We start from the raw sequence: 25,969 nt of genomic DNA, 5'->3' as shown, positions 1-25,969 counted from the left end.
CGCTTACAGGCTGAGCGAGCTGCGGATGGCCTGCACGCACAGGGCCATCAGGCCGCCCGGCAGGATGCCCAGGATCAGGATCAGTGCGCCGTTGACCGACAGCACGCCGCGCTGGCCGCAGGTGGCGACCATCGGCGCGGCATCGGCGGCCGGCTCGTCGAAGTAAACGACCTTGACCACGCGCAGGTAGTAGAACGCGCCGATCAGCGAGAACAGCACCGCGATCACGGCCAGCGTCACGTGGCCGGCGCTGACCAGCGCCTGCAGCACGGCCAGCTTGGCGTAGAAGCCCACCAACGGCGGAATGCCGGCCAGCGAGAACATCAGCAGCAGCACGATGGCGGCATGCCAGGGGCTGCGGCGGTTCAGGCCCTTCAGGTCGTCGATGTGTTCGCACTCGAAACCTTGGCGCGACAGCAGCAGCACGATGCCGAAGCTCGCCAGCGTGGTCAGCACGTAGGTCAGCATGTAGAACAGCGAGGCGCCGTAGGCGGCCGACGACAGTTCCGGCTTGCCCGCGACCGAACCGGACATCAGGCCCAGCAGCACGAAGCCCATGTGCGAGATGGTCGAGTAGGCCAGCATGCGCTTGAAGTTGGTCTGCGCGATGGCCGTCAGGTTACCGATGGCCAGCGACAGCACCGCCAGGATCATCAGCATCGGCTGCCAGTCGGCGGCCAGGCCGTGCAGGCCATCGATCAGCAGGCGCAGCGTGATGGCGAATGCAGCCAGCTTGGGCGCGCCGCCCAGGATCAGGGTGACGGCGGTGGGCGAACCTTGGTAGACGTCCGGAACCCACATGTGGAACGGCACGGCGCCGAGCTTGAACGCCAGGCCCGACACCAGGAACACGATGCCGAACACCAGGGCCAGCTTCTCGGCCTTGCCCGCGGCGATGACCTTGGACACTTCGGCCAGATCCAGGTGGCCGGTGGCGCCGTAGATCATGGACATGCCGTACAGCAGGAAGCCCGAGGCCAGCGCGCCCAGCACGAAGTACTTCATGGCGGCTTCGGTGGCGACGACGTTGTCGCGGCGCAGCGCGATCAGCGCGTACAGCGCCAGCGACATCAGCTCCAGGCCCAGGTAGATGGAGATCAGGTTTCCGGAGGAGATCATGACCATCTGGCCCAGCAGGGCGAACAGCGTCAGGACGTAGAGTTCGCCGCCGCGCATCATGTCGCGCAATTGCGCGTAGACGCGGCCATAGACCAGGGTCGCGGCCACGGCGATGTAGGACGCGATCTTGAGCAGATGCGACAGTTCGTCGGTAACGTACAGGCCGTTGAAGGTCGAACCAACAACGCCGTTCTTCCATTGCAGGGCCGACACGACGGTCAGCACGCCCAATGCAAGCATGGTCAGCAGAAACGTCGGCTTGCGCTCGGGGTGATTGCTGACCGCGTCGACGAGCAGGATAGCCAGGCCGAAAACCAGCAGGAGGATTTCCGGTGTCGCCAGGGCGAAATCGATTTGGGATTGCATCATTGTCTTGTCTTACAGTTTCGAGACGGCAACGTGTTGCAGCAGGGCCTCCACCGAAACGTGCATCACGTCGGTAAAGGGCTTGGGATAGATCCCCATGTACAACACGGCGATCGCCATCACGCCAAGAATCACAAACTCGCGGCGGTTGATATCGGTCAGCTCGCGCACGTGGTCGTTGGCGACGTCGCCCAGGACCACACGCTTGACCATCCACAGCGAATACGAAGCGCCCAGAATCAGGGCGGTCGCCGCCAGCAGGCCGATCCAGAAGTTGTGCTCGACCGCGCCCATGATCACCATGAACTCGCCGACGAAACCGCTGGTGGCCGGCAGGCCGCTGTTGGCCATCGAGAACAGGATGAAGAAGGTGGCGAAACGCGGCATGACGTTGACCACGCCGCCGTAGTCGGCGATGCGGCGCGAGTGCATGCGGTCATAGAGCACGCCGATACACATGAACATGGCGCCCGACACGAAGCCGTGCGAGATCATCTGCACGATGGCGCCTTCGACGCCGGCCGTGTTGAAGATGAAGAAACCCAGCGTCACGAAACCCATGTGGGCGACGGACGAATAGGCCACCAGCTTCTTCATGTCGTCCTGGACGATCGCGACCAGGCCGATGTAGATCACGGCGACCAAAGACAGCGTGATCATCAGGCCAGCCAGGCTGTGCGAGGCGTCGGGAGCGATCGGCAGCGAAAAGCGCAGGAAACCGTAGGCGCCCAGCTTCAGCATGATCGCGGCCAGAACGATGGAGCCGCCGGTGGGAGCTTCGACGTGAGCGTCGGGCAACCACGTGTGGACCGGCCACATCGGCACCTTGACGGCAAAGGCCGCCAACAGGGCCACGAAGATCAGGATCTGCGGGGTGTAGCCCAGCTTGGTCTGCTGCCAGGTCAGAATGTCGAACGAGCCGCCCGACACGTTCCACAGGTACACGAAGGCGACCAGCGTCAGCAGCGAGCCCATCAGCGTGTACAGGAAGAACTTGAACGCCGCGTACACGCGGTTCGGGCCGCCCCAGACGCCGATGATGATGTACATCGGGATCAGTGTGGCTTCGAAGAACACGTAGAACAGCATGCCGTCCAGCGCGCAGAACACGCCCACCATCAGACCCGACAGGATCAGGAAGGCGGCCATGTACTGGGACACGCGGCTGGTGATGACTTCCCAGCCGGCCAGCACCACGATGATGGTGATGAAGGCGGTCAGGAGCACGAACCACATCGAGATGCCGTCGATGCCCAGGTGGTAATTGACGTTGAAGGCCTCGATCCAGGAGGTCTTCTCCACAAACTGCATCTTGGCCGTGGTGGAGTCGAAACCGGTGTACAGCGGGATCGTGACGAGGAAACCGGCGATTGAGCCGACGAGCGACAAGCCGCGCGTCAGGCCGGGACGGTCGTCACGGCCCACCGCCAGCACCAGCAGGCCGAATACGATCGGGACAAAGATCGCAAGCGTGAGCCAGGGGAAAGTGTTGGATGCCATCTCGCTTGCCATCATTGGGGAATCAGCACAAAGAAAGTCACCAGCGCCATGATGCCGATGATCATCGCGAACGCGTAGTGATAGATGAAGCCGGACTGCAGGTGACGGCTGACCGCTGCCACCCAGCCCACCACACGGGCGCTGCCGTTGATCAGCAGGCCGTCGATGATGCCGCGGTCACCGGTCTGCCACAGGCCACGGCCCAGGCAGCGCAAGCCGCGGGCGATGATCTGCTCGTTGACCCAATCCACGTAGTACTTGTTCTCGAGCACCTTGTTGATGCCGGACAGGCTGGACTGGATCTTGGCCGGAACCTTGGGATTGATCAGGTAGCAGTACCAGGCGATGACCGCGCCAGCCACGACCAGCCAGAACGGAACCGTCTGGAAGGCGTGCAGGCCGAAGGCCACCCAGCCGTGCCACTCTTCATGCAGCTCGTGCATGGCGGGATGCTGCGGCAGGACCTTGATGACGCCGTCGAAGAACTTGCCGAACAGCATCGGATCGACCACCAGGGCGCCGATGATGACCGACGGGATCGCCAGCAGCACCAGCGGCAGCGTGACCACCCAGGGCGACTCATGCGGCTTGCCGCCATGATGGCCGTGGTCGTCGTGGCCATGACCATGGCCGTGGTCGCTGGTGTCGAAACGTTCCTTGCCGTGGAAGACCAGGAAGTACACGCGGAACGAGTACAGCGAGGTCACGAACACGCCGATCAGGGTCGAGTAGTACGCGAAGTTCGCGCCCCAGACGTTTGCGGCGCCGGCGGCCTCGATGATGTGTTCCTTCGAGTAGAAGCCCGAGAAGAACGGCGTGCCGACCAGGGCCAGCGTGCCCAGCAGGAAGGTGATCCAGGTGATGGGCATGTACTTGCGCAGGCCGCCCATGTTGCGGATGTCCTGGTCATGGTGCATGCCGATGATGACGGAGCCCGCACCCAGGAACAGCAGCGCCTTGAAGAACGCGTGCGTCATCAGGTGGAAGATCGCGACCGAGTAGGCCGAAGCGCCCAGCGCGACCGTCATGTAGCCCAGCTGCGACAGCGTGGAATACGCGACCACGCGCTTGATGTCGTTCTGGATGATGCCCAGGATGCCCAGGAACAGCGCGCCGATGGCGCCGATCACGATGATGAAGGACAGCGCCACGTCGGACAGTTCGAACAGCGGCGAGAAACGCGCGACCATGAAGATGCCGGCCGTCACCATGGTGGCGGCGTGGATCAGCGCGGAAATCGGGGTCGGGCCTTCCATCGAGTCAGGCAGCCAGGCGTGCAGCGGAACCTGGGCCGATTTGCCCATGGCGCCGATGAACAGGCAGATGCAGGCGACCGTCAGCAGCATCCAGTCGGAACCGGGCAGCGTCAGCGTGGCCAGCTTGTCGGCCTGGGCGAAGACTTCGCCGTAATGCATGGTGCCGGCGTAAGCGAACAGCAGGCCGATGCCCAGCACGAAGCCGAAGTCGCCGACGCGGTTGATCAGGAACGCCTTCATGTTGGCGAAGATCGCCGTGGGACGGGTGTACCAGAAGCCGATCAGCAGGTACGACACCAGGCCCACCGCTTCCCAGCCGAAGAACAGCTGCACCATGTTGTTCGACATCACCAGCATGAGCATGGAGAACGTGAACAGCGAGATGTACGAGAAGAAGCGCTGGTAGCCCGGATCATCCGCCATGTAGCCGATGGTGTAGATGTGCACCATCAGCGACACGGAAGTCACCACGACCATCATCATGGCCGACAGGGGATCGATCAGGAAGCCGATTTCCAGCTTGGTCTGGCCGATCAGGCTCCAGGTGTAGACCGCGCCGTCGAAGCGCAGGCCGTTGAGCACGTCGTTCAGCACCACCACCGAACCGATGGTGGAGATGAGCACGCCCAGGATGGTGATCATGTGCGAAGCACGGCGGCCGATGGGACGGCCCAGGAACCCGGTGCCGAAGAGGCCCGCGAGAATCGCCCCGGCCAGCGGAGCCAGCGCGATGAGCAAGTAGAGATTGGGTGAGCTAGACATTTTCTTCCAATACCCCGTCAGCCCTTCAGGCGATCGAGTTCGTCAACGTTGATCGTGTTCAGGTTGCGGAACAGCAGCACCAGGATGGCCAGGCCGATCGCCGCTTCGGCGGCGGCCACGGTCAGGATGAAGAACACGAACACCTGGCCGGCGGTATCGCCGAACCAGCTGGAGAACGCCACGAAGTTCATGTTGACGGCCAGGAGCACGAGCTCGATGGACATCAGGAGAATGATCAGGTTGCGGCGGTTCAGGAAGATGCCGAAGATCCCGATGGCGAACAGGATCGCCCCGAGGATCAGGTAGTGGGCCAGCGTCAGCGTCATTTTTGTTCTCCTTGGGGCGCGGCGGCGGTCGGGGTGCCGTTCTGCGCCTGGGCACGCTCGCTCTGGGCGGGCATGCTCACCATGCGGTAACGGTCCTTCGAGCGCACGCGGACGGCGGCCACCGGGTCGTTGTACTTCACGTCGCGGCGGCGGCGCAGGGTCAGCGCGATGGCGGCGACCATGCCGACCAGCAGCAGCGCGGCGCCCACTTCAATGGCGTAGATGTACTGGGTGTACATGGCCTCGCCCAGCGCGCGGGCGTTGTTGTAGTCGCCGGCAACCGGGGCTTGCGGGCCCGCGCCGTACCAGGTCGAACCCAGCACGAAGGCCATTTCGACCACCATCACCAGGCCGATGACCAGGCCCAGCGGCAGGTAGGTCTTCATGCCCTGGCGCAGGGCATCCATGCGGATGTCCAGCATCATCACGACGAAGAGGAAAAGCACCATCACGGCGCCCACGTACACCAGCACCAGCAGCAGCGCCAGGAACTCGGCGCCAAGCAGCATCCACAGCATGGCCGCGTTGACGAAGGCCAGGATCAGGTGCAGGACGGCGGTGACCGGGCTGCGCGCGGTGATCACGCGGAACGCCGCGATCACCAGCACGGCGGCCAGTATGTAAAACAGGACAGTGGTAAAAGTCATGGATCAGGTCCTGGGCTTCAACGATAGGGAGCGTCTTCGGCCCGGCGGCGGGCGATGTCGGCTTCGTAGCGGTCGCCCACGGCGAGCAGCATGTCTTTGGTGAAATACAGGTCGCCGCGCTTTTCACCGTGGTATTCGTGGATGTGCGTTTCCACGATGGAGTCCACGGGGCAGCTTTCCTCACAGAAGCCGCAGAAAATGCACTTGGTCAGGTCGATGTCGTAACGCGTGGTGCGGCGGGTGCCGTCATCGCGCTGGTCCGACTCGATGGTGATCGCCAGCGCGGGGCACACGGCTTCGCACAGCTTGCACGCGATGCAGCGCTCTTCCCCGTTGGGGTAGCGGCGCAGCGCATGCAGGCCGCGGAAACGCGGCGACGCAGGCGTCTTTTCCTGGGGGTAGCGCAAGGTGACCTTGCGCTTGAAGAAATACTTGCCCGTCAGGCGCATGCCCTTGAGCAATTCGGTCAGCATCAGACTGCCGAAGAAATCCTTGATCGCTTCCATATCCTGCCTCTGCCTGGCGGCTTAGCGCCAAATGTTCCAGGGCGTCTGCATCCAGATCGCCACCACGACCAGCCAAACGCCGGTCAGCGGGATGAAGATTTTCCAACCCAAGCGCATGATCTGGTCATAGCGGTAACGCGGGAACGACGCGCGGAACCACACGAACAACGAGACCACGACGAACGTCTTGAGACCCAGCCAGATCCAACCCGGAATCCAGGTCAGCGGCGCGATGTCGATCGGGGAAGCCCAGCCGCCCAGGAACATGATCGAGGCCATGCAGGACAGCAGGATCATGTTGGCGTATTCGCCCAGGAAGAACAGCGCGAACGCCATGCCCGAGTATTCGACCATGTGGCCGGCCACGATTTCCGATTCGCCTTCGACCACGTCGAACGGGTGGCGGTTGGTTTCGGCCACGGCCGAAATCACGTAGATCACGAACAACGGCAAGAGCGGCAGCCAGTTCCAGGACAGGAACGTCAGGCCCTTGTCGGCAAACCAGCCGCGGTTCTGCACGTGCACGATCTCGGACATGTTCAGGCTGCCGGACACCAGCAGCACCGTCACCAGCACGAAGCCGATGGCCAGTTCGTAGGACAGCATCTGCGCGGAAGCGCGCAGCGCGCCCAGGAAGGCGTATTTGGAGTTCGACGCCCAACCCGCGACGATCACGCCATACACGCCCACGGACGTGATGGCCATGATGTACAGCAGGCCGGCGTTGACGTTGGCCAGGACCACGTCGGGACCGAACGGCACCACCGCCCAGGCCGCCAGGGCCGGCATCAGCGTGACCACCGGGGCCACGATGAACAGCACCTTGTTGGCCTGCGACGGAACCACCACTTCCTTGGTCAGCAGCTTGAACACGTCGGCGAACGGCTGCAGCAGCCCCTTGAAGCCGACGCGGTTCGGACCCATGCGCACGTGCATGGCGCCGATCATCTTGCGTTCCCAGTAGGTCAGGTACGCCACGCACAGAATGATGGGCACGGCGATGACCACAATCTTGACGAGGGTCCAGAGGACCATCCAGACCGTCGGGCCCAGCAATGCCGTACCCTGGCTCTCAAGAACATTAAGCCATTCCATCAGGCACGCTCCACGCTGATTTGACCGAATGCGCCACCCAGGGCTGCGGTGTTTTCAAAGGCTGCGGAGATGCGCACGGCGCGGTCGGCCACGGCATCGTCCTGCACGGTTTCGAGTTCGACGGCGCCCTGCCCGCTCGACACGCGCACCTTGACGCCGGCCGTCAGGCCCAGGCTGGTGAGCGTGCGGCCGTTCATGGCGGCAGCCGGCTTCTTCGAGGCCGGGGCCGCTTGCAGCGGCTCCGAGCGGCGAACCATCGCGTCGGTGCGGTAGATCGGCACGTCGGCGACGCGCTCCAGGCCGCTGGCGGCCTGGCCCAGGCCCAGCGGGGCCTTGATCTCGTTGGACAGGCGGCCTTCGATGCCGCCAGCCAGCACGGCGTCGCGCACGGACTCGGAAGTCTCGTCGTCAAAGCCAGCCAGATGCAGGACGTTGCCCAGCACGCGCAGGACCTTCCAGCCCGGACGGGTCTGGCCGAACGGCGTGACCGTGCCCTTGAAGCTCTGGGCCAGGCCTTGCGCGTTGACGTAGGTGCCCGAGGTTTCGGTGAACGGCGACACCGGCAGCATGACGTCGGCCCATTCGGCGGCGGCCGAACGGTAAGGCGTCAGGGCCACGGCGAACTGCGCGCCGCGCAGCGCGGCGATGGCTTGCTGGCCGTTGTCGGCATCCAGCAGCGGCTCGGCGTGCAGGACCACGTAGGCCTTCAGCGGCTCGGCCAGCATGGCGGCTGCGTTCTTGCCGCCCTTGCCCGGAATGGCGCCGGCCAGGTAACCGCCGACGGTGTTGCCGCCGGAGGTCAGGAAACCGAACTTGCCGCCGGCCAACTCAGCCACGGCGCGGCCGTTGGCGGCCAGGGTCGAGGCCTGGGCGCTGGCCACTGCCAGGTTGCCCATCAGCACGGCGGTGTTGGCGCCGGAAGCCAGGCTGGCAGCGATGAGCTTGGCGTTTTCGCCGGGCGTGACCGAGGCGAACTCGGCCGGCACGGCCTGTTCCTTGGCCTGGGCCAAGGCGACTGCCACTTCGGCCAGCGCGCGCGCCAGCTCGGACGGAGCCACGGTGATACGGGCAGCCACGGGCATCAGGGGATCGTCGGCAGCGCTGTCGACCATCAGGATCTGCGTGCCGCGCTTGGCAGCTTGGCGCAGACGCTGCGCCATCAGCGGATGATCCTTGCGCAGGAAGGAACCGACCACCAGGACGCGATCCAGGTTGTCGAGTTCGGCGATGGGCATGCCCAGCCACGGCGCGCCGGTCAGGGCGGCGTCGAAGGCGGCATCGGTCTGGCGCAGGCGGAAGTCGATGTTTTCGGAACCCAGCGCGCGGACCAGGCGGCCCAGCAGCGCGTATTCCTCGGTGGTGGCGTATTCGGACGCCAGGGCGCCGATCTGGCCGGCGCCGAAGCTGTCGCGCACGCGGGACAGGCCCTGGGCCACGGCGGCAAGCGCGTCGCTCCAGGAGGCTTCCTGCCACTTGCCGTCGGTGCCCTTGATCATCGGGGCCGACAGGCGGTCTTCGCTGTTCAGGCCTTCATACGAGAAGCGGTCGCGGTCGCTGATCCAGCACTCGTTGACGGCTTCGTCTTCGAACGGAACCACGCGCATGACGCGGTCGCCCTTGACCTGGACCACCAGGTTGGCGCCCAGGCTGTCGTGCGGGCTGACCGAACGGCGGCGAGCCAGTTCCCAGGTGCGCGCGCTGTAGCGGAAGGGCTTGGAGGTCAGCGCGCCCACCGGACAGATGTCGATCATGTTGCCCGACAGTTCGGACTCGATCGAGCGGCCGACGAAGGTCGTGATCTCGGAGTGTTCGCCACGGCCCAGCATGCCCAGTTCCATGACGCCGGCGATTTCCTGGCCGAAGCGCACACAGCGGGTGCAGTGGATGCAGCGGCTCATTTCCTCGGCGGAAACCAGCGGGCCCAGGTCCTTGTGGAAGACCACGCGCTTTTCTTCCTGGTAACGCGAGGAAGAACCGCCGTAGCCCACGGCCAGGTCCTGCAGCTGGCATTCGCCGCCCTGATCGCAGATCGGGCAGTCGAGCGGGTGATTGATGAGCAAGAATTCCATCACCGACTTCTGAGCGGCGCGAGCCTTCTCGGAGCAGGTGTGGACGACCATGCCGTTGGTCACGGGCGTGGCGCAGGCGGGCAGCGCCTTGGGCGCTTTTTCCACTTCAACCAGGCACATGCGGCAGTTGGCCGCGATGGACAGTTTCTTGTGGTAGCAGAAATGCGGCACGTAAAGCCCGACTTTCTGGGCGGCATGCATGACCATGCTGCCTTCGGGCACTTCGACCTTGTTGCCGTCGACGGTTAGTTCAACCATTGCTGTTCCTGAGACCTACAGATATTGCGGGACCACACAAGACTTGTGCTCGATGTGGTGCGCGAATTCGTCGCGAAAATGCTTGAGAAAGCCACGGACGGGCATGGCGGCGGCGTCACCCAGGGCGCAGATGGTGCGGCCCATGATGTTGCCCGCCACGTTGTCCAGCAAGTCCAGATCTTCCGGACGGCCGTGACCGTTTTCGATGCGATGCACCATGCGGTAGAGCCAGCCGGTGCCTTCGCGGCACGGCGTGCACTGGCCGCAGCTTTCTTCGAAATAGAAGTACGACAGGCGCAGGAGCGACTTCACCATGCAGCGCGTTTCGTCCATGACGATCACGGCGCCCGAGCCCAGCATCGAGCCGGCCTTGGCGATGGAGTCATAGTCCATCGTGCATTCCATGATGATGTCGGCCGGCAGCACCGGCGCGCTCGAACCGCCGGGAATCACGGCCTTCAGCTTCTTGCCGCCGCGCATGCCGCCCGCCAGCTCCAGGAGCTTCGAGAACGGGGTGCCCAGCGGGATCTCGTAGTTGCCGGGACGCTCGACGTCGCCGGTGATCGAGAACAGCTTGGTGCCGCCGTTGTTCGGCTTGCCGACTTCGAGGTAGGCCTGGCCGCCGTTGCGGATGATCCAGGGCACCGCCGCGAACGTCTCGGTGTTGTTGATGGTGGTGGGCTTGCCGTACAGGCCGAAGCTGGCCGGGAACGGCGGCTTGAAGCGCGGCTGGCCCTTCTTGCCTTCCAGCGATTCCAGCAGCGCGGTTTCTTCGCCACAGATGTAGGCGCCGTAGCCATGGAACGCGTGCAGCTGGAAGCTGAAATCCGAACCCAGCAGCTTGTCGCCCAGGAAGCCGGCGGCGCGCGCCTCTTCCAGCGCTTCTTCGAAACGCTCGTAGACTTCGAAGATTTCGCCGTGGATGTAGTTGTAGCCGACGCTGATGCCCATGGCGTAGGCCGCGATCGCCATGCCTTCAATCACGATGTGCGGATTGAAGCGCAGGATATCGCGGTCCTTGAACGTGCCAGGCTCGCCTTCGTCGGAGTTGCAGACCAAGTACTTCTGGCCCGGGAAGGCGCGCGGCATGAAGCTCCACTTCAGGCCAGTCGGGAAGCCCGCGCCGCCGCGGCCGCGCAGGCCGGAGGCCTTGACCTCGGCGATCACGTCTTCCGGCTTCATGCCGGTGGTCAGGATCTTCTTCAGGGCTTCGTAGCCGCCGCGCTTGACGTAGTCGGCCAGGCGCCAGTTGGCGCCGTCGACGTCAGCCAGGATCTGCGGCTGGATGTGCCGGCCATGCAGGCACATCGAATTGGAAACATCGTTCAGCGGGTTGGGGTCCAGCCCCTGCGCGAACTGTTTGTACAGGTCGGGCGCGTTCATGCCGACTCTCCTTGCACCTTGAGGGCCGCGACCAGCGCGTCCAGCTTCTCTTCGGTCATGCGCACGCACATATGCTTGTTGTTCACGATCAGCACGGGCGAGTCACCGCAAGCGCCCATGCACTCGCCTTCCACCAGCGTGAACTGGCCGTCGGGAGTGGTGCCGCGGTAATCGACGCCCAGCTTGCGCTTGAGGTAGTCGCCGGCGCGTTCGCCGTCGCGCAAGGCACAGGGCAGGTTCGTGCAGACGGCGATCTTGTTCTTGCCGACGGGCTTGACGTCGAACATGTTGTAGAAGGTGGCGACTTCCTGGACCGCGATGGGCGGAACGCCAATGTAGTTGGCCACATCTTCAATGATTTCGGTAGCCAACCAGCCCTTCTCTTCTTGCGCGATGGCAAGCGAGGCCATGATGGCGGACTGCCGCTGGTCGCCCGGGAACTTCGCGAGTTCTCGGTCGATTTTCTGGTAGGCCTGTTCGGAAAGCAGCATAGTTTGAATCCGGGTTATGCGGGCGTGCTCGTGACTGTCTGGGCGGATCAGCGATCGATCTCGCCGAAAACGATGTCCTGCGTGCCAATGATGGTGACGGCGTCGGCAATCATGTGACCGCGCGACATTTCATCCAGCGATTGCAGGTGGACGAAGCCGGGGGCCCGAATCTTCAGGCGGTAAGGCTTGTTGGCGCCGTCGGACACCATATAGATGCCGAATTCGCCCTTGGGGTGTTCCACCGAGGCGTACGCTTCACCGGGAGGCACGTGGAAACCTTCAGTGAAGAGCTTGAAGTGATGGATCAGCTCTTCCATGTTGGTCTTCATGGCGGTGCGCTTGGGCGGGGCGATCTTGTGGTTCTCGATCATGACCGGGCCCGGGTTGTTGCGCAGCCATTCCACGCACTGGCGGATGATGCGGTTGCTCTCACGCATTTCGGCGATACGGACCAGATAGCGGTCATAGCAGTCGCCATTGACACCCACGGGGATGTCGAAATCGAGCAGGTCGTAGACTTCGTAGGGCTGCATCTTGCGCAGGTCCCAGGCCACGCCGGAACCGCGCAGCATCGGGCCGGTGAAACCCAGCGCCTTGGCGCGGTCGGGGTCGACCACGCCGATGCCCACCAGACGCTGCTTCCAGATGCGGTTGTCGGTCAGCAGAGTTTCGTACTCGTCGACGCAAGCCGGGAAGCGGTTGGTGAAGTCTTCGATGAAATCCAGCAGCGAACCCGAACGCGCGTCGTTCATGGCGCGCACTTCCTTGTCGCCGCGGTACTTGCTGGTGTCGCCGTATTGCGGCATCGAGTCCGGCAGGTCGCGGTAGACGCCGCCCGGACGGTAGTAGGCCGCGTGCATGCGCGCGCCCGAAACCGCTTCGTAGCAGTCCATCAGGTCTTCGCGTTCACGGAAGGCGTACAAGAACACCGCCATGGCGCCCACGTCCAGCGCGTGCGAACCCAGCGACATCAGGTGGTTCAGCAGACGGGTGATCTCGTCGAACATCACGCGGATGTACTGCGCGCGCAGCGGCGCTTCGACGCCCAGCAGCTTCTCGATGGCCATGACGTAGGCGTGCTCGTTGCACATCATGGACACGTAGTCCAGGCGGTCCATGTAGGGCAGCGCCTGGATGTAGGTCTTGTGTTCGGCCAGTTTTTCGGTGGCGCGGTGCAGCAGGCCGATGTGCGGGTCGGCGCGCTGGATCACTTCGCCGTCGAGCTCGAGCACCAGGCGCAGCACACCGTGCGCAGCCGGGTGCTGGGGACCGAAGTTGAGCGTGTAGTTCTTGATTTCTGCCATGATTTAACGCCCCAAGCCGTAAGAGTCTTCGCGAACCACGCGCGGAGTGACCTCGCGCGGATCGATCGTGACCGGCTGGTAAATGACGCGCCGCTGTTCCGGGTCGTAGCGCATTTCGACGGTGCCGGACAGCGGGAAGTCCTTGCGGAAGGGATGGCCGATGAAGCCATAGTCGGTGAGGATGCGGCGCAGGTCCGGGTGGCCTTCGAAGACGATGCCGTACAGGTCGAAGGCTTCGCGTTCGAACCAGCCCACGGCCGGCCAGCATTCCATCAGCGAGGCGACCATCGGGAACTCGTCGTCCTCGGCCCAGGTGCGCACGCGCAGGCGCCAGTTGTTCTCGATCGAGAGCACATGGGCAACCACGGCGAAACGCGAGCGGTGGATCTTGGCGTTGGTTTCCTCGGGCAGTTGGCGCGTGCCGTTGCCCCAGGTCAGGTAGTCGACGCCGCAGAGGTCGATACAGGTTTCAAAGCGCAGGCCGGCTTCGGTGCGCAGCTTGTTGCAGACGGAGAACCACTGCTGCGCGGGTACTTCGAGCGTCAGCTCGCCCAACGCCTCGGTCAGCGCGATATCCGCGCCGAGGGTGGTCTGCAAATTGTTTTTCAGGGTTTCGAGCCTGGTCATCATCTTGTACGCTTAGGTGAACCGATATGCTGGTTTCGCGGGGCCGGCTGCAAAGGCTGCTGCCTGGCGCGGCGGAACTCAGCGCGCAATCGTGTTGGTCAGACGGATCTTGTTCTGCATTTGCAGCAAGCCGTAGACCAGCGCCTCGGCCGTGGGCGGGCAGCCTGGCACATAGACGTCTACCGGTACGATGCGATCGCAGCCACGGACCACCGAATACGAGTAGTGGTAGTAACCGCCGCCGTTGGCACAGGAGCCCATGGAAACCACCCAACGCGGCTCGGGCATCTGGTCGTAGACCTTGCGCAGCGCCGGCGCCATCTTGTTGCACAGCGTGCCGGCCACGATCATCAGATCGGACTGGCGCGGGCTGGGGCGGAAGATGATGCCGAATTGGTCCAGGTCGTAGCGGGCCGCGCCCGCGTGCATCATCTCAACCGCGCAACAGGCCAGACCGAAGGTCATGGGCCACATGGAGCCGGTCTTCGCCCAATTAAGGAACTTGTCGGCGCTGGTTGTGATGAACCCTTGCTTGAGAATGCCGTCTATAGCCATATTCGTCTCTGATAGCGTGCTGTGAAAAAACCCGGCGGGTTATTCCCAGTCCAGCGCGCCCTTTTTCCATTCGTAGATGAAGCCGACCGTCAGCACGGCCAGGAAAACCATGACCGTCCAGAAACCGACGAGACCGACCGTGCCCTGGGCGATGGCCCACGGGAACAGAAAGGCGATTTCCAGGTCGAAAAGAATGAACAGGATCGCCACCAGGTAGTAGCGCACGTCAAACTTCATGCGGGCGTCTTCGAAGGCCTCGAAACCGCATTCGTACGGCGAGAGCTTCTCGGCGTAAGGACGCCGCGGACCAAGGAGGGAGCCGGCCGTTAGAAGCGCGAACCCGATAAGGGTGGCCACTACGATAAACAGCAGGACGGGAAAATACTGTTGCAGGTTCATTCAGGCGTCCGTCAAATGCGCAAACCTTAGGATTGTAGCATTCGCGCGGTTACTTCTGGCTGAACTCTGTAGCTCGAACAGCAGGCGAAAGACAGCATTCCTTAAATGGAACAATGGCTGCTTTCAGCACCGGTACGCAAGCATACAGCAGCCTGCCGATGCACGCACAAACACACGTAAAAACACAGGCGCAAAAACGAAAAAACCACCCCGGAGGGTGGTTTTATACAAACGGGCCGAAGCCCGTTTGTGCACTTTAAATCCAGGCAGGACTTGCGCCCTGCTTTGGATTAGAAGCGGTGACGGATACCGACGCCGACGGCGGTCGACTTGACGTCTTCGATGAAGGCGTAGTTCTTGGCGTACGAACCGTAAGCGTACAGGTTGGTGCGCTTGGACAGGTCGTAGGTGTAGCCCAGCGAGAAGACGTTCATCGTCTCAGCACCGTTGATACGGTCGTTGCTGGGGTCAACCATTTGCCACGAACCGAACAGCTTGCTTGCGCCGCCGATCGGGGCGGACAGGCCGACCATGTACGAGTTGGCCTTGAAGCCGTCAGCAAAGATGTTGGTGCCGATGCTCAGGGAGCCCGAACCGGTGTTCACGCCTTGGCCAGCGAACCAGCCGTCGGTCGTGCGAGCGTAGGCCAAGGCCAGCTTCACGACTTCGAAGTCGTACGAACCGCCGATGGCGTACATACGCGGGGTAGCGTCTTGATCAGCCAGCAGCGACTTGTTCGAAGCGTTCAGCTGGTCGTACGTCAGAGCGACGTTCAGGGGACCGTTCACGTAACGCAGACCGGTCGTGATGGCGCGGGTGTTGTCAGCCGTGCGCCAGCCGGTTTGATCAGCGTTGTTGTCGTCAGCGTTGAACGAGTAGCCAACGCCGAACTGGAAGCCGCTGAACGACGGGGTCTGATACATGACCATGTTGTCGTAGCGTTGCGTGTTGGCAGCGCTCATCGAAACGCCGATGTTGGCTTGACCGAAGCCAGCGCCGAACGGATCGATCGAGCCGAAGTACTTCGACGCGATGTTGGTTTGACGACCGAAGTCCAGTTGACCCCAGCTGTCGCTGGCCAGACCGATGGTGGCTTGACGACCGAACAGGCGGCCACCTTGGGCCGACTTGCCGTTACCCGAATCAAAGCCGGATTCCAGTTGGAAAACAGCGCGCAGGCCGTCACCCAGGTCTTCCGAACCACGCAGACCCCAGCGCGAACCGTTCTGGACGCCGTTGATCATGCCGAAACGGCTGCCGTTCATGGCATCGGGACCACCGCTGATCTTGTTGTAGCCGATACCCGTGTCGATGATACCGTACAGGGTGACAGACGTTTCTGCCTGGGCGACACCGGCAAAACCGGCGAGCAGGGCGGCAGCGAGCAGAGTCTTTTTCATTTAAGAAATCTCCGTTGATTTGAGTGACAAGAGCAGCAATCCAGCAAACCAGCCTGCCGCCCCCCTAACTCCGCGAAGGGAAGTTGACGCTATTGCATCAAAAATCAGGGGGGCTGGCTATGGTCGGCGCCAGAAAAGTGCAGGTTTACGACAGGCTTGTTGGGATATTGCAACAACTCAGCGAAGCCTGGCCGGACACGCTAGGGCTTACCCTTAGTTTTTAGGCCAAGCACCTATTCATGCGACTTTCAGCCCTGCCCCTAATTATCCGGATGCTCCGGATACCATCCTCGCCATCAAATACAGCTCCCTTCCGAGCCCTGTTTCCGCGTCGCCGCGGCCTCCAACCAGCCATCGGAATCGCACCTTCGCCATAAGGCCCCCACAGCAGGAATGCGCCGACTCGTCCACTATCAATAACGTTGTTATTTATAAAAATCGCCGATATGATCGAATCGTCGTCTCACCATCCAGCCATATGCCTACGCCCACGTCCCGCGCCGACCGTTCCGAAAGACTGAATGCGTTGCGCCGCCAGCTGGTTCTGGACGCCGCCCAGCGCGTGTTCGAGCGCGACGGCCTGGAGAAGACCACGATCCGCGCGATCGCCAAGGAGGCCGGCTGCACCACCGGCGCCATCTATCCGTGGTTCGCCGGCAAGGAAACCATTTATGGCGCACTGCTGGAGGAATCGCTGGAACGCCTGCATGCGCATCTGGCCGAGGCGGCCTCCAGCGGGCCGGCGCCGGCCGCGGCGCGCACTGCGATCCATGCGTTCTTCGGGTACTACGCAGAACGGCGGACCGACTTTTCGCTGGGCATGTACCTGTTCCAGGGGCTGGGGCCGCGCGGCCTGGGCCGGGAAATGGACGAACGGCTCAACGCCCGCCTGCGCCAGTGCATAGATCTGCTGGGCGTGGCGCTGGCCCGGACCAAGTCCTGGGAGGCCGCGACCGTCGCCGTCGAACAGATGAATCTCTTCACCTATTTGATGGGGTTGCTGCTGCTGCTGCACACCCGCCGCCTGAAATCCCTGGGCCAGCAAGCGGAAACGCTGCTGGACAACTACTGCCTCGCCCTGGAGCAACGATGACCGCAACCGACCTGGACACCCCGGCCGACGCCCCGCTGATCAGCCTGGCCGACTTCCATATATTGCTGGCCGACCAGCATCCGTTTTCCATGCTGTTGGGCATAGACGTGATACGCATCGGCCGCGGCACGGCGCGCGCGGTGCTGCCGGCGCGCGACGCCCACCAGCGGCTGGGCGGCATCGTTGCCGGCCCCATGCTGATGGGCCTGGCCGACCTGACCATGTACGCGGCGGTGGTGGGCGCCACCGGACAGGCGCACGCAGTGACTGCCAGCCTGACGATCAATTTCCTGCGCAAGAGCCCCGCGGGCGCCATCTATGCCGACGCCCGGTTGCTGAAAGTGGGCCGGCTGTCCGCGGGGGAAGTCATCCTGACCGGCGAGGGTTCGGACGAACCTCTTGCCCATATCGTGAGCACGTGGTCCGTGCCAAAGCCATGAGCATGCGCGTGAGCATCGTCGGCATGGGCAGGATCGGCACGCAGGCCGCACAGCGCCTCCTGGCGGCCGAGCCGGACATAGCGCTGACCCTCTACGACATCGAGCCCGGGCGTTGCGAAGACTTCCGCGGCAGCGCGACGCTGGCCACCTCCGCGCGGGAAGCGCTGGAAGAATCCGACACCATCGTGCTGGCCCTGCCACGCGAACGCGAGATCGACCGCACGCTGGAGCGTTTCAGCGACGGCAACGTGACGGCGCCGGTGGCAGGCAAGCTGATCGTGGATCTGGAGCCGCCTTGCGCCGAACGCGCGCGCAGCCTGGACCAGGCCATCGTCGCGGCGGGCGGCCGCTACACCTGCGCGCCCCTGGCCGCGGCGGTGGACGCTCCGCTCGCCGAGACGCGCTTACTGAACGCGCTGGCCCGCGGCGCATGAGGGCCGCAGGCGCTGCGCCGCCGCCACGCACAGCGCCAACCAGGCCAGGCTGACCGCGAAGCCCGCCAGCACGTCGCTGGCGAAATGGACCTGCAGCAGGATGCGGCTGAGTCCGATCGCCATGATGAGCGCCGCCAGCAGCGCAATGCCGGGCAGGCGCCAGGCAGGCGGCGCCAGACGCCACAACAGATAGCAGGCCATGCCGTAGACGGCCATCGCGGCAGAGGAGTGGCCGCTGGGAAAGCTCCATCCCGCCACGCTGGCGTAGCCATGATCGTGCTCCGGCCGAACCCGTTCGAAGGCGTGCTTGAGCAGCCAGTTGAGCGCGCCGCCCACGCCCGTGGCGACGGCGCAGACCAGGGCCAGCCGCCATTCTCCGCGCCACAACAGGAACAGCGTCATCAGCACACTGACCCCGGTCAGGAATTTCCGGTCGCCCAGGTAGGTGAACCAGGACAGCAGCCACAGCAACGGCGTGGACATGGACATGCTCAGGGAATTGGCCAGGGCCCGGTCGAACGCCACTACCCTCCCCTCGCTTTCTATCGCGAAAGCCAGGACCAGGAAGAGTACGAGCGCGGCGCACGTACCCGTCATGAAGAGGGCGTCGCGGCGACGGCCGCGCAGACTCAGGCCGCAGCGCGCAAACACGAGCGCCACCCCGCCGGCCAGCAACGGCAGCGCGATGAACAACTGCAAGGCATGGGCCGCGGCCCATGCCGCGTACGCGTCCGTCATGAATAAGAGCCCGCCACGATGAAACTCCCGATCCTTCTCAATTACAGCGCGACCAAGGTCCTGTCTACCGGTGCAAAAGCATGCGCCCCGGCGGCGTAGTCCCAACGCTCGATATGGCACTCGCCTGCCCCCTCGCAGGTGATGACATTGACCGAATTGGGCACATTGCCGCGCACGCGGCGCGAGCAGGTGGTTCCGGCCTGGACGACCCAGCCGCCGGAAGGAGCCGCCGGGTTCGCGGGCAGCACATAGGGCAGATGGATATGCCCCCCCAGAATCAGGTCCACGCCCGCCTGCGTCCAGGCTTCGAGAGCCCGTTCGCGCCCGTTCAGCAGATTGGACAGGTCCGACTCGACCTTGGCGCGCACGGGATGGTGCGCCACCACGACGCGCAACTGCCCGGGCCTGGCCTGGCGCAGCCTCTCCGCGACCCGGGCGATCTGCGCGCCGGATATCTCGCCATCCTTGCGGCGGCGCGGGCGTGTCGTGTTGACGCCGATGGCGAGCAGGCCGGCGTTCTCGAACACGGGTTCGAGCACTGGCCCCAAAGCCCGCTTGTAGTTGCCGTAAGGATTGAGCGCGCGCGCGAACACGTTGAACAGCGGAATGTCGTGATTGCCCGGCACGGTCAACACCGGCAGCGACAGGCGCTCGATGAACCTGCGGGCGGCGGCGAACTGGCCGCGCCGCGCGCGTTGCGTGATGTCACCGCTAAGCACCACCAGGTCAGGCGCAAGCGTGCAGGCCAGGTCCAGCGCGGCTTCGACCACGGGTTTGCGTTCCGTGCCGAAGTGGGTATCGGAAAAATGCAGGATACGGGTCATGAACGGTCCAGATATTGCGAGTCCGCCGGCACCACCAGCGGCAGCCGTTCGTCGGCCACTTTGAATTCCAGCGGCGTATCCATCCAGGAGATTTCGCCGTCCATCGCCACCTTGACGCGGCGGCGCCCGCGCACGGCCACCGTCAGACGGTCGAAGGCGAAACTCACCACATGCTCGGCTTCGCCCAGGCGGCTGAACAAGCCGCGCAACAGCAGGCCATAGAGCGCCAAGGTGCCGACCGGCCGCGCCGCCATGGCGATCAGGCGGTTCTGATCCAGCTCCGCCGATTCGATGCCGATGTGCTCCAGCTGGAGCTTGTTGTTGCCCACCACCAGGGTGGGCGAGCGCAGATTGCGGGCCTGCCCGCCATGATCCAGCAGCAGGCTCAACTGGCGCGGCGCGCGCAGCAGGGTGACCAGGCCGGACCACAGCGCCACCATCCGGCTGCGGCCGTACTTCTGTTTATAGGCTTCGCGGTCCTCGAGCAATTGCGGATACAGACCCAGGCTGGCATTGACCAGGAACAGCCGGCCGTTGAGCATGCCGACTTGCACCGGCCTGGGCTGGCCTTGCAGAAAGCCGCGCAAAGCCACCTCGGTATCTTGCGAGATGCCGTAGCTGCGCCCGAAGTAATTGAACGTGCCCTGGGGCAGGATGCCGAACGGCACTCCTTTGCCAAGCACCACACCCGCGACCGCATTGAGCGTGCCATCGCCGCCTGCCGCGATGACCACGCCCTGCTGTTCCTGCGCGCGCGTGACCGCGGCCTCGGCCGTGGCGGTCAGGCGCGACGGATCTTGCACGAGCATCAATTCGTAACGGCGCCCGGCCTCGTCGAGTATGCGACGGATCGTGTCTTGGAGGATCTGCGCGTCGCCGCGTCCCGATCCGGTATTGAGGACGATGAAGAGGGGTTCTTGTCCCGTCAGGGAATGGGCCGCTGTTGCCGGTTTATGCTGGGTTGGCGTCATGCGACAAACATACCCCATGCCGGCAAAGCGCCGCAACAAGGCAGGCGGCGGACGCGCCAGGCGCGCCCGCCGCCGCCGTTCAGCGGCCGATGGCGTAAGCCTGCATCAGGCGCGGCGTGGCTGCCGCGTGCAGCAGGCCGTCGGCATCGCGCGAAGCCGCGGTCAACCTGCCCACCGACCACTCGGGCACCTCCTCGATCTGGTGCCCGCGCTGGCGCAGCGCCGCGATGACCTCGGCGCCGAAGCTCGCCTCCACCGCCAGATGCCCCGGCTTGCGGTCGCGCGGATAGAAGGACGTAGGGAAATGCATGGTGTGGGACATGGGCAGGTCGATCGCTTCCTGCAGGTTCAGGCCGTGGTGCACGTGACGCAGGAAGAACAACAGTTGCCATTGCTCCTGCTGGTCGCCGCCCGGCGTGCCGAAGGCCAGGTAGGGCTTGCCATCGCGCAGCGCCAGCGAGGGCGTCAGCGTGGTGCGCGGACGCTTGCCGGGCGCCAGCGTGCCAGGCAGCCCTTCTTCCAGCCAGAACATCTGCGCGCGGGTGTTCAGGCCGAAGCCGAGTTCCGGGATCACCGGCGAAGACTGGAACCATCCGCCCGAAGGCGTGGCCGAGATCATGTTGCCCCAGCGGTCGATGACGTCCACGTGCGTCGTGTCGCCGCGTTTGGCGGAGGCGCGCATGTCGGCAAGCGTGGGTTCATTGGTGGCGCTGCCGGGCGCGGATACCTTGGACAGGCGCTCCAGCGTGTCCATGACGCGCTTCACTTGCGCCTCGAAACCCGGCACTTGGCCGGGCAGCAGATCTTGCGAAGCCGACTCGCCGATCAACGCGCGGCGTTCGGCGTTATAGGCGTCGGACAGCAGATGGTCCAGCGGCACGTCGACGAAGGCCGGATCGCCGTAATAGGCCTCGCGGTCGGCGAAGGCCAGCTTCATGGCCTCGGTCACGCGGTGCACGAATTCGGCGCTGGTCGGGCTCACGCCTGCCAGATCCATCTCCTTGAGCAGCGCCAGGGTCTGCAGGAAGACCGGACCTTGACTCCAGGAGCCGGCTTTCGCCACGGTGTAGCCGTGATAGTCGTAGGTGACCGGCGTGTCGTAGCTGGCCGACCAGCCCGCCAGGTCCTCGGCGGTAATGACGCCGCGGTGGGTGGACCCGCTCTCGTCCATGACATCGGTGTTGCGCGCAAACTTGTCGATTTCCTCCGCAATGAAGCCACGGTAGAAGGCGTCGCGCGCCGCTTCGATCTGGCGCTCGCGGTCTGCGCCGGCGCTTTCGGCCTGCTTCAGCACGCGGGTCCAGGTGCGAGCCAGCGCCGGATTGCGGAACAGTTTGCGGGCCTCGGGCACCTGGCCGCCCGGTACGTAGACCGCGGCCGTCGTGGGCCAATGGGTCTGGAAGAAGTCCTTCAGGCCGGCGATGGTGTTGGAGATGCGCGGCATGAGCGCGTGGCCGTGCTCCGCGTAATAGATGGCGGGCTCCAGCACGTCGCGCACGCGCATGCTGCCGTGGTCACGCAGGAGCAGCATCCAGGCGTCGAAGGCGCCAGGGATGACCGTGGCCAGCAGGCCGTTGCCAGGGATGAGCTTGAGGCCTTCGGCGCGGTAGCGTTCGAGCGTGGCGGCAGCGGGCGTGGTGCCCTGGCCGCACAGCACTTCGACGCGGCCGGTGCGCGCGGAATAGAACACCGCGGGCACTTCGCCGGCCGGGCCCACCAGATGGGGTTCGACCACCTGCAGCACGAAGGCCGAGGCCACGCAGGCGTCGACGGCGTTGCCGCCGCGCTCCAGCAGCGACATGCCGGCCGCGCTGGCCAGCCAATGGGTGGACGTCACGACACCAAAGGTGCCGAGGATTTCCGGGCGAGTCGTAAACATGGCTCACCCCCTACCCGCTGCGCGGGCCCCCTCAAGGGGGCGACGCCCGCGGACCGGCAAAGCCGGATCCGTGGCGTCCCCGATGTGCCGCGCTACGTGGATGCTGTTGCTCGCTTGCGCATTCGGCACGCTTGATAGCATGGTCATGGTTCTACCTCACATTTTTCAGACGGATCAGGCCGTCGGGGTAAGGCACAAAGCCCTCCACCTTCTTCTGCACGCCAAAGGTCCACGGCAGGTAGAACAGGTAGACGATCGGGCGCTGGTCCTGCATCGCCGTCAGCACCTGGTCATACATGGCGCGGCGCTTGGCGGTGTCCGATTCGGCGCGGGCGTCGTTGAGCAGCTTGTCCACGGCGGCGTCGCAGAACTTGCCGTCGTTCAGGTTGCCCTTGCAGCTCAGGTACTGGTGGATGTTGCCGCTGGGATCGACGCGGCCCGACCAGCCGCTCTGCCCCACTTCGAAGTCGCCGCGCGCGAGCGAGGATTGCAGGGACGCGAACTCCACCGGACGCAGCGTGATGTCGAAGCCCGCTTCGGCGCCCATGGCCTGTACCAGCTCGAACACCTGTTGCATGGTGGTGTTGTTGCCAAAGGTGATCTCGAACTTGACGCGGTCATAGCCCGCTTCCTTCAACAGCGCCTGCGCCTTCTTTGGGTCGCGGCCCTTGTGCTCGAAGGCGGTGTTGTAGGCGAAGCTGGCCGGCGGGAACGGCTGATAGGCGGGCTGGAACATGCCTTCGCCGATCACCTGATTGAGCACGTCACGGTCGATCGCGAGGTCCAGCGCCTGACGCACGCGCTTGTCCTTGGCCAGGGGGTTGTTGGCGCGCGCGCCATTGGCCAGGTTCACCGAAATGGCCTGGAAGCCCAGGCCGGTCACCGGCGCCAGGGTCAGGTTCTTGTCGTCCTTCACCGCCTTGGCATCGCTGGGCGCGACGCGCTCGATGATGTCCAGGTCGCCGGCGCGCAGGTTGTTCAGGCGCACGGTGTTGTCGGGAATCGGGGTGTAGACCAGACGGTCGAAGTGATAGTTGGCGGCGTCCCAGTACTTGGGAAATTTCTCGAGCACGATGCGGTCGTTCTGCACGCGCTCCTTGAACTGGTAGGGGCCGGAGCACACCGGCTTGCCGCCAGGGTCCTTGTCGAAGCTGGCGGGAGACATCATCATCCCGGCGCGGTCGGACAGCTGCGACAGCAGCGAGGCATCGGGTTCGGACAGCGTCAGCACCACGGTGCTGGCGTCCGGGGCCTCGACGCTGGCGACGGTGGCCAACTCGCTCTTGCGGTTGCTGTCGGGCAAGGTGCGGGCGCGGTCCAGGTTGGCCTTGACGGCGGCGGCGTTCACCGGCGTGCCGTCATGGAAAACGGCGTCGGTGCGCAGCTTGAAGGTCAGGACCTTGTTGTCGGGGCTGAAGGTCCAGGATTGCGCCAGCTGCGGCACGATCTTCAGGTCCGGCGTGATCTCCACCAGCTTGTCGCAGAGGGAAGCGAAGACGATGCGGCCCACGAAGGTGCGCGCGCGCACCGGGTCCAGCACGTCGGGGTCGTCCTGCAAGCCGATACGCAGGGTGGATTGCGCTTGCGCCAATCCGCTGGCCAGCATTCCCGCCATGGCCATGGCGAGGCAAAGTTTACGCATGAAAGATCTCCGTCGGTTCAGGTCGGCCTGGTTCCCCACGCGGACGCGCCGCCCGGCATGAGGGAACAGACCCGAGCCGTGCTGCATCCGGGTCCATCCCCCGCTGCGCACGTTCTTGTTGGATTCTGCGCCAGGCGCGCGGCGATTGTATAGAGCGGCGGCTGTCGTAAGCCTAAATGCGCGCCGGACGGCCGCCTTGCGGACGCACCCTCAGGGGATGCGGCAAGGGGCCGCGAAGTCCACGGCGGCCTGGACCTCGGCGCGCAGCTTGGCGACCAGCGGCCGGGCATCATCGCGGCGGTACTGGAATGCATAAGGCATGGCCGCCAGCGGCGTATCGCCTTCCAGCACGCGCAGGCTGCCCTCGGCCTGCAAGGCGCGGGCCCAATGGCTGGGCAGCAGGCCGACCCCGGTGCCTTCTATCAGAAGGCCGACCACCGCCCCCCAGTTGTTGCAGCAGAGGCGTTCGCCGCCGGCATCGCGGCCCGCCAGCCAGTCGTCGATGATGCGCGTGGTGCCGGCCCCCGCCGGCAGCGTGACCAGCGGCAGGCGGGCAAGCAGCTCCGGCGTCATGCGCGTGGCGCCGTCCAGCAGCGCCGGCGCGGCGACCCAGGAAAAGTCGGCCTGGCCTATGGCCGTGGAAGCGATATTGGGCCGAGAGGAACGGCCGGCGATCACGGCAAAGTCCAGTTCGCCGTCGGCCACGCGCTGCTCCAGTACCTGGCCGATGTCCACATAGGGTTCCAGCACCAGGTCCGGATAGGCGGCGCGCACGCCCCGGATCAGCCGCGGCAGCCAGGTGAGCGCGGTCAGCTCGCCCACGCCGAAGCGGCAGCGACCGCTGAGCCCCGCGCTTTGCGCCAGCGACGCCCGTATCTGCTCCGCCGAGGCCAGCAGGTCGCGCGCCTGCGGCAGCAGGCGCTGGCCGGCGTCGGTCAGCACCGCCTTGTGGCCGCTGCGATCGAACAAGGACTGGCCCAGGCCTTCCTCGAGCTCGGTGATGCGCTTGGACAGCGACGATACCGACAGATGCAGGCGCTCGGCCGCCACGGCGAAACTTGCGCAGGTGGCGGCCCAGTAGAAGGCTTCGAGTTGCTTGAGGGTCATGCGCGGATTGTAGGGGCGTCCGGCATGGGGATGCTCAATTCAGGAGCATCCCGTTGAAAAGCGCCCGCCGCGGAATCAGGCAGCTTTCGGCGTCAGCAGGTGCGCGGAAAACCGGAGGGTATCGATGGCGGCGCGGAGCATGCGCTCGACGCGCGGCCACATGTCGCCCTTGAGGCGATCGGACCAGCAGATGCTGTCAAACACCCCGTCGACCAGGGCGTGCAGATAAAGATTGGACAGGCGCACGTCCAGCGCGCGCGGCAGGTCCTCGCGCTTGACCGCGGCGCGCAGCAGTTTCTCCGAGGTGCGCAGGGCGTGGCGCTCCCACAAGTCACGGCGGCGCAGCAGCGGCGCGTTCTCGTCGCTGCGTTCGCATTTGAGGTACAGGATTTCCAGCACGCGCTGCACCGAGCCTTCCTGCGCGTAGATCTGGATGTATTGCCGCATGGAGGTGTAGAGCGATTCCAGCGCCTCGCCGTCGGTCGAGACATGAGTCAGGGGAGCAGCCTCGCCCAGCGCGCGGTCGCACATGGCGATGCAGACGTCGATCTTGTTTTTGTAATGGCCGTAGACGGCGCCCCGGGACACCCCTGCGTGGTCGGCGATGTCGCTCATGGTGGTGGCGGCCACCCCCTTGGACAGGAACACGTGCTCCGCGGCATCCAGGATGCGGTCGCGGGTGCGTTGGGACTCTTCTTTCGTCTTGCGGGCCATGCGGGGGACCTCCTTCTTAAAAACCGGCTGCAAAAAAACGGCGGCTTCAAAACAAGAAGCCGCC

General features: G+C 64.5%; 25 protein-coding genes. 3 read left to right on the top strand and 22 right to left on the bottom strand.

The window, feature by feature from the left end:
• Nucleotides 1-3: 3 nt before the first annotated feature.
• From nuoN to HV793_RS21760, 15 genes are all read right to left on the bottom strand, one after another.
• Nucleotides 4-1,488, bottom strand: a complete 1,485-nt coding sequence (gene nuoN, locus HV793_RS21830; protein ID WP_175213931.1) for an NADH-quinone oxidoreductase subunit NuoN — start codon at nt 1,486-1,488, stop codon at nt 4-6.
• Between the two features lie 9 nt (nt 1,489-1,497).
• Nucleotides 1,498-3,000: an NADH-quinone oxidoreductase subunit M gene (locus tag HV793_RS21825; RefSeq protein ID WP_054450494.1), complete on the bottom strand. Its 1,503-nt coding sequence runs from the start codon at nt 2,998-3,000 to the stop codon at nt 1,498-1,500.
• The gene (gene nuoL, locus HV793_RS21820; RefSeq protein ID WP_175213930.1) at nt 2,997-5,003 is read right to left on the bottom strand and encodes an NADH-quinone oxidoreductase subunit L; all 2,007 of its coding nucleotides are present in this window, start codon (nt 5,001-5,003) and stop codon (nt 2,997-2,999) included. Before nuoL ends, HV793_RS21825 begins: the two co-directional genes overlap by 4 nt.
• Nucleotides 5,004-5,020: 17 nt before the next feature.
• A complete protein-coding gene (gene nuoK, locus HV793_RS21815) occupies nt 5,021-5,329 on the bottom strand; it encodes an NADH-quinone oxidoreductase subunit NuoK (protein WP_006217969.1) in 309 nt (102 codons plus the stop codon).
• A complete protein-coding gene (locus HV793_RS21810; protein ID WP_054450491.1) occupies nt 5,326-5,976 on the bottom strand; it encodes an NADH-quinone oxidoreductase subunit J in 651 nt (216 codons plus the stop codon). Before HV793_RS21810 ends, nuoK begins: the two co-directional genes overlap by 4 nt.
• A 17-nt stretch (nt 5,977-5,993) precedes the next feature.
• Nucleotides 5,994-6,482, bottom strand: coding sequence for an NADH-quinone oxidoreductase subunit NuoI (gene nuoI / locus HV793_RS21805; protein WP_008161196.1), 489 nt, complete (start codon nt 6,480-6,482; stop codon nt 5,994-5,996).
• Nucleotides 6,483-6,503: 21 nt separating this feature from the next.
• The gene (gene nuoH / locus HV793_RS21800) at nt 6,504-7,577 is read right to left on the bottom strand and encodes an NADH-quinone oxidoreductase subunit NuoH (RefSeq protein ID WP_054450490.1); all 1,074 of its coding nucleotides are present in this window, start codon (nt 7,575-7,577) and stop codon (nt 6,504-6,506) included.
• Entirely contained in the window at nt 7,577-9,904 is a 2,328-nt protein-coding gene (gene nuoG / locus HV793_RS21795; RefSeq protein ID WP_054450489.1) for an NADH-quinone oxidoreductase subunit NuoG, read from the bottom strand. The genes nuoH and nuoG overlap by 1 nt, the downstream gene beginning before the upstream one ends.
• A 15-nt stretch (nt 9,905-9,919) precedes the next feature.
• Entirely contained in the window at nt 9,920-11,287 is a 1,368-nt protein-coding gene (gene nuoF, locus HV793_RS21790; protein ID WP_054450485.1) for an NADH-quinone oxidoreductase subunit NuoF, read from the bottom strand.
• Complete coding sequence (nuoE, locus tag HV793_RS21785) at nt 11,284-11,778, bottom strand: NADH-quinone oxidoreductase subunit NuoE (RefSeq protein WP_054450483.1); 495 nt, start codon at nt 11,776-11,778, stop codon at nt 11,284-11,286. Before nuoE ends, nuoF begins: the two co-directional genes overlap by 4 nt.
• Before the next feature lie 47 nt (nt 11,779-11,825).
• Nucleotides 11,826-13,082: an NADH-quinone oxidoreductase subunit D gene (locus HV793_RS21780; RefSeq protein ID WP_054450482.1), complete on the bottom strand. Its 1,257-nt coding sequence runs from the start codon at nt 13,080-13,082 to the stop codon at nt 11,826-11,828.
• A gap of 3 nt (nt 13,083-13,085) precedes the next feature.
• Nucleotides 13,086-13,712 (bottom strand): NADH-quinone oxidoreductase subunit C, encoded by a 627-nt coding sequence (locus HV793_RS21775; RefSeq protein WP_054450481.1) that lies wholly within the window; start codon nt 13,710-13,712, stop codon nt 13,086-13,088.
• 75 nt (nt 13,713-13,787) lie between these two features.
• Nucleotides 13,788-14,264: a NuoB/complex I 20 kDa subunit family protein gene (locus tag HV793_RS21770; protein ID WP_006217960.1), complete on the bottom strand. Its 477-nt coding sequence runs from the start codon at nt 14,262-14,264 to the stop codon at nt 13,788-13,790.
• Between the two features lie 39 nt (nt 14,265-14,303).
• The gene (locus HV793_RS21765) at nt 14,304-14,663 is read right to left on the bottom strand and encodes an NADH-quinone oxidoreductase subunit A (protein ID WP_006217959.1); all 360 of its coding nucleotides are present in this window, start codon (nt 14,661-14,663) and stop codon (nt 14,304-14,306) included.
• 290 nt (nt 14,664-14,953) lie between these two features.
• Complete coding sequence (locus tag HV793_RS21760) at nt 14,954-16,063, bottom strand: porin (protein WP_175213929.1); 1,110 nt, start codon at nt 16,061-16,063, stop codon at nt 14,954-14,956.
• A 478-nt stretch (nt 16,064-16,541) separates the two neighbouring features.
• On the opposite strand from HV793_RS21760, the gene HV793_RS21755 reads away from it, so the two are divergent.
• Genes HV793_RS21755 through HV793_RS21745 form a run of 3 tightly spaced genes read left to right on the top strand, consistent with a single transcriptional unit; the run spans nt 16,542 to nt 18,030 of the window.
• Entirely contained in the window at nt 16,542-17,156 is a 615-nt protein-coding gene (locus tag HV793_RS21755) for a TetR/AcrR family transcriptional regulator (RefSeq protein WP_054450479.1), read from the top strand.
• On the top strand, nt 17,153-17,596 hold the full coding sequence (locus HV793_RS21750) for a PaaI family thioesterase (protein WP_054450477.1): 444 nt from the start codon (nt 17,153-17,155) through the stop codon (nt 17,594-17,596). The genes HV793_RS21755 and HV793_RS21750 overlap by 4 nt, the downstream gene beginning before the upstream one ends.
• Nucleotides 17,593-18,030 carry an NAD(P)-binding domain-containing protein gene (locus HV793_RS21745; protein ID WP_054450475.1) on the top strand — a complete coding sequence of 146 codons (438 nt, stop codon included), beginning with the start codon at nt 17,593-17,595 and terminating at the stop codon, nt 18,028-18,030. Before HV793_RS21750 ends, HV793_RS21745 begins: the two co-directional genes overlap by 4 nt.
• Here HV793_RS21745 and HV793_RS21740 read toward each other — a convergent pair.
• The 7 genes from HV793_RS21740 to axyZ all read right to left on the bottom strand — a co-directional run bounded on the left by HV793_RS21740 (nt 18,001) and on the right by axyZ (nt 25,905).
• Complete coding sequence (locus tag HV793_RS21740; protein ID WP_054450473.1) at nt 18,001-18,768, bottom strand: phosphatase PAP2 family protein; 768 nt, start codon at nt 18,766-18,768, stop codon at nt 18,001-18,003. The genes HV793_RS21745 and HV793_RS21740 overlap by 30 nt on opposite strands.
• Before the next feature lie 41 nt (nt 18,769-18,809).
• Nucleotides 18,810-19,592 (bottom strand): metallophosphoesterase family protein, encoded by a 783-nt coding sequence (locus HV793_RS21735; RefSeq protein ID WP_054450471.1) that lies wholly within the window; start codon nt 19,590-19,592, stop codon nt 18,810-18,812.
• The gene (locus HV793_RS21730; RefSeq protein ID WP_175213928.1) at nt 19,589-20,563 is read right to left on the bottom strand and encodes a diacylglycerol/lipid kinase family protein; all 975 of its coding nucleotides are present in this window, start codon (nt 20,561-20,563) and stop codon (nt 19,589-19,591) included. The genes HV793_RS21735 and HV793_RS21730 overlap by 4 nt, the downstream gene beginning before the upstream one ends.
• A 79-nt stretch (nt 20,564-20,642) precedes the next feature.
• Nucleotides 20,643-22,442, bottom strand: a complete 1,800-nt coding sequence (locus tag HV793_RS21725) for a gamma-glutamyltransferase family protein (protein WP_175213927.1) — start codon at nt 22,440-22,442, stop codon at nt 20,643-20,645.
• Nucleotides 22,443-22,593: 151 nt separating this feature from the next.
• Nucleotides 22,594-24,084 carry an ABC transporter substrate-binding protein gene (locus tag HV793_RS21720; RefSeq protein WP_054450465.1) on the bottom strand — a complete coding sequence of 497 codons (1,491 nt, stop codon included), beginning with the start codon at nt 24,082-24,084 and terminating at the stop codon, nt 22,594-22,596.
• 210 nt (nt 24,085-24,294) lie between these two features.
• On the bottom strand, nt 24,295-25,191 hold the full coding sequence (locus HV793_RS21715) for a LysR family transcriptional regulator (RefSeq protein ID WP_054450464.1): 897 nt from the start codon (nt 25,189-25,191) through the stop codon (nt 24,295-24,297).
• A gap of 75 nt (nt 25,192-25,266) precedes the next feature.
• Nucleotides 25,267-25,905 carry a multidrug efflux transcriptional repressor AxyZ gene (gene axyZ, locus HV793_RS21710; RefSeq protein ID WP_119449053.1) on the bottom strand — a complete coding sequence of 213 codons (639 nt, stop codon included), beginning with the start codon at nt 25,903-25,905 and terminating at the stop codon, nt 25,267-25,269.
• Nucleotides 25,906-25,969: the final 64 nt, after the last annotated feature.

The sequence above is a fragment of the Achromobacter aegrifaciens genome (genome assembly GCF_902859965.1).
Lineage (GTDB): Bacteria > Pseudomonadota > Gammaproteobacteria > Burkholderiales > Burkholderiaceae_B > Achromobacter > Achromobacter aegrifaciens.
Note: the sequence above shows the minus strand (reverse complement) of the source record. Positions and strands in the feature narration are given on the sequence as shown.